Source organism: Enterobacter sp. 342, from assembly GCF_036663495.1.
Lineage (GTDB): Bacteria > Pseudomonadota > Gammaproteobacteria > Enterobacterales > Enterobacteriaceae > Enterobacter.
In genome coordinates this window covers 1-2,133 of sequence record NZ_JAWUEI010000094.1, presented here as the reverse complement: position 1 = coordinate 2,133, position 2,133 = coordinate 1, and the positions used below count along the sequence as shown (strand labels likewise).

1 protein-coding gene is annotated in these 2,133 nt (G+C 45.3%); it reads right to left on the bottom strand.

Annotated features, from left to right (window positions below; translation table 11 throughout):
- Window positions 1–146 precede the first annotated feature (146 nt).
- Window positions 147–1,958: a hypothetical protein gene (locus V6E55_RS25310; protein ID WP_316944114.1), complete on the bottom strand. Its 1,812-nt coding sequence runs from the start codon at window positions 1,956–1,958 to the stop codon at window positions 147–149.
- Window positions 1,959–2,133: the final 175 nt, after the last annotated feature.

Below are 2,133 nucleotides of genomic sequence, written 5' to 3'. Positions count from 1 at the left end.
GAAAAACGCTAGACTATGAATCACCCGCAGAGCGATTCAATAAGTGTGTTGCGTCCATCGGTTGAACTCACAGCGAGAAGCAGACATTGTGTTCATGTGGAAAACCGGAGGATTTAGCATCCGGTTTTCCGCACTCTTGGATTACATTAATGATCTCCAGCATCTCGTGCTGGCACCGCAGCAGCTTGTCGCACTTGACGACGCTGATTTCTTTTTTCCCACTTTGCTCGTAACCATTCGCTATATGCCGGCATGTTAAGGTATAACTGCTGTGTCATATCGGCCAGAACGCGAAGATTATCTGTATAGCCGAAGTGTCCCTTTGCCATTTCAGCATGGCGGCCACCTGCAGCATCCCAGGCTTGAGAAAGCGAATATGGTGCGAACAGCTCTAGACCAGTTAAGAGTATTACAGGAGCCCTTGTTTGTCGGCGCTCGTGGATGTATTCACGCCCCCAAGACGCGAGTTTTGTAATTCGCTGAATTTCGGCCGGGGAAAGATCTCCTGCCTGCTTCATGGTTGCAAAAACCAAAATTGCGCCAGGGAAGCGTATAGCAAGTTGTTTCATTCTTTCTACATCTTCAACTTCAAATGCATCAGCAACAGCTTTTTTCTCTTCTGAATTCTCGCCCCTAAAGCTTTTTGCCTCTCCAAATACGAGTTCTGCGTGGTGATCCAGCTCATTGAAAGCTTTGCGTCGGTGCCAGAGTATTAGGTCAGCTTCAATATATTGTTTTGGGGCCAATGTCAGTATTTGGCCGGTTGACCATGTAATCGTGGCATCATGATTTCCAAATGTGTTGGCGAGAAATCTTAGCGTTAGGGATGCGGCGTATCCCCCACGAGCATAATCGGGAAGTGCAAAGGGGCCTATCAACCTGTAAGCCCAACGGGACAATTGACTCGAACTTGGATCGATCATTGGAAAGCTAAACTTATTTAGGCAAAGGCCGCATGCTACTACAAGATCCAGTTCGCGTAGCGCGTGCCATCCCCAAGTAGAGCATTTTGCACACTTTAACTCCAAGCCAAGCTCAACAGCACCAAGCTCAACTAAAGTTTCAGCATTTTTATTTCGCCATATATCACCCTTCACCACATTATTAATTTTGTTCTGAAATTCTTGGTGTTGAATTGAGGGTGAAATGGGCCGTCGAGAAATTTTATTGAGAAGTTTCACTATCTCTGCATGAGCAAAACTACTAATTCCCCTGAAACCTCCGAGCGTATTAATAATTTGCTGTGTAGCTTGTCCTGCATCGGAGATTTGGCTTTCAACTCCATTGTTTTTTAGCCATTCACTTATCGCCGTTGTGCCGTCACTCAAACGCCAGAGATCGGACATATTATGGAAACGGCAAAATACAACAAAACCTTCAGTTGTAGATAAGATGCTTCTCTGTATTGACTGGAAACGTGGCATCTTGGGCGACCTGTAATTACAAGGATAAACGGTTGCAGCCCGACTGGTATTTGACCAATTTTTTAATTTCACTACGTTCACCCAGCGAGCATCATTGGCACCATATCTTTCAGTGAATTCTGGATGGAGATAATCAAATCGAACTTCGGTTCGGTCACCTTCGATTTGTGTGTCAAACGTTTTTTCTGCACAGGATAGAGTAGGTCGAGTACTGCGAACTGTAAAACCAGATGATGGTCGCCAAATCGGTGGATACCAATCTTGACGCCTATTTGCCTCATCTTGATTAACCCGCAAATAGTCGGCGTAAAGTTGTTCGATATTCGCAGTAGGGATAGATCTTGCAAACATTACGGTAGCATGAGTCATTAAGCCAAATTGATTCCCTCGAACGGGGCGATGGCAATCTTCAATGTATTCTCTGCAGTATGGGGAAAGCGCATCAATCCATTGGAGTGGAATTGGTCGGACATATTTCCGCATAGCGCGAAGGTTCCAGAAGTCAATAAGATCGCGCGAGTCATGTGCATCCATGACAAAGAGCGTTGGATCCGCATTGTCATGATAATTAACCTCAATATTCGAGTGACCGATTTGTAGTGCTGAATTAAATCCATCCTTGTACAGGTCTACTAGGGAAGGTGCGAACAAGTTCCTGATATGAGATCATCATATTCATCCGGAGCGCATCCCAGAGGGACATCATGAG